Origin of the sequence: Flavobacterium restrictum (assembly GCF_007097245.1) — a bacterium.
In the GTDB taxonomy this organism is placed as follows: domain Bacteria; phylum Bacteroidota; class Bacteroidia; order Flavobacteriales; family Flavobacteriaceae; genus Flavobacterium; species Flavobacterium restrictum.
Genome location: NZ_VJZT01000056.1, coordinates 1 through 1,521, shown reverse-complemented (window position 1 = coordinate 1,521; position 1,521 = coordinate 1). Strand labels below are relative to the sequence as shown.

The window sequence follows — 1,521 nt, the reverse complement described above, 5'->3', positions numbered from 1 at the left end:
TCTTTGCTGGTGGAGACCCTGCCAAAGTCTTTAAAACTTGAAATAAAAATGGTCGGAATTTCTTCCGACCATGACTAGTCTTATGGGCTGCCTTTTTTATTTAATAAGACTAACAAACTGATGCCGAATACAATTTATAAATTGTTGATAATAAAAAAAGAATATTTGTATTTACAATTAGATACAAATACAAGATTCCTACTGCGAACTTATCAAATAACAGTAACTCATAATTTGGATCAACACTAAAAGTTGTGGGAAAATATTAAAATGTTGATTTTTGTAATTCAAAATTATATATAAATGCAAGATTCTTTTACAGACCTTCTAAAATTATTATTACCAGAAATAATAGTGGACTATTTTGAACTGACTTCTTATGAAAAAGGAGAAGAAATACTTCATCTTTACTTAAAGGAGATTAACTCGATACCCAAAGAACAAAGGGGTTCTAAATTAAGTTCCAAAGGATTCTTTGACCAGATAACCGTACAAGATTTCCCTATTCGTGGACATCAAGTGTATCTTGATATTATCCACAGAAGATGGGTTCAATGAAGACACTGGGAAAGTGGTTTTTAGAGATTGGAATTTAGTAGCAGACGGAACTCGTGTCACGCAGGAGTTTGCGTCTTTTTTAAAAGAGATCAATAGATTCCAAGCCAAATGATTGTAATTCTATTGCCTCTTTCTATGGTGTTAAGCGTAGAAATCTACAATACCATTACAAGGATTTTTTAAGCGATTTTAAAATTTGGGACCAAAAACCACACGCAAAACAATGGCTACTATTTGCTAAAAATATTGGAAGACGTCTATCCATAGACGAAACTTCTCTCTCTAATGACGAACTCTATACCATTTTAACCAATAAATCTGGCAAAGGCAAAAAAGGAACTATAGTGGCCATGGTGGCAGGAACAAAAACCGAAACCGTAATTGCAATTATCGACAAAATTCCTCTTAAACGACGAAACTTGGTTACGGAAATCACACTTGACATGGCAGGGAATATGGGACTTATTGCCAAGAAATGCTTTCCAAATGCTACACGTGTTACCGATCGTTTTCATGTACAAAAACTAGCCACAGAAGCTTTACAAGAAATTAGAATTAAATACCGCTGGCAAGCTATTAACCAAGAAAATGAAGTTATAGAAAAAGCAAAAAAGAACAAGAAAAGGTTCGAGTCTGAAGTCTTGACCAATGGAGACACCCTTAAACAATTACTAGCAAGAAGCAGTTATTTCTTGTACAAAAACAAATCAAAATGGTCGGTAAACCAAATAGAACGCGCCAATTTGTTATTTTAATTATACCCCGACATTCAAAAAGCATACTCTATAACGCAGGACTTGCGTAACATATTTGAAAAAACAACTGGTAAAATAATAGGTTTAAACAAACTAGCCAAATGGCACGAAAAAGTAAATCAATCTGGATTAAGTCTTTTAATACAATATCTCGAACAATAATCAATCATCCCCAAACCATATTAAATTATTTTGATGACAGGAGTAC

At 33.4% G+C, this 1,521-nt stretch carries 2 protein-coding genes; both read left to right on the top strand.

The annotated features are described in order from the left end of the window. The first annotated feature begins 303 nt into the window (after positions 1-303). Positions 304-558 carry an ISAon1 family transposase N-terminal region protein gene (locus tag FNW21_RS16160; protein ID WP_235889660.1) on the top strand — a complete coding sequence of 85 codons (255 nt, stop codon included), beginning with the start codon at positions 304-306 and terminating at the stop codon, positions 556-558. A gap of 92 nt (positions 559-650) precedes the next feature. Then, positions 651-1,313: an ISAon1 family transposase gene (locus tag FNW21_RS16155; RefSeq protein WP_144257779.1), complete on the top strand. Its 663-nt coding sequence runs from the start codon at positions 651-653 to the stop codon at positions 1,311-1,313. Positions 1,314-1,521 lie beyond the last annotated feature (208 nt).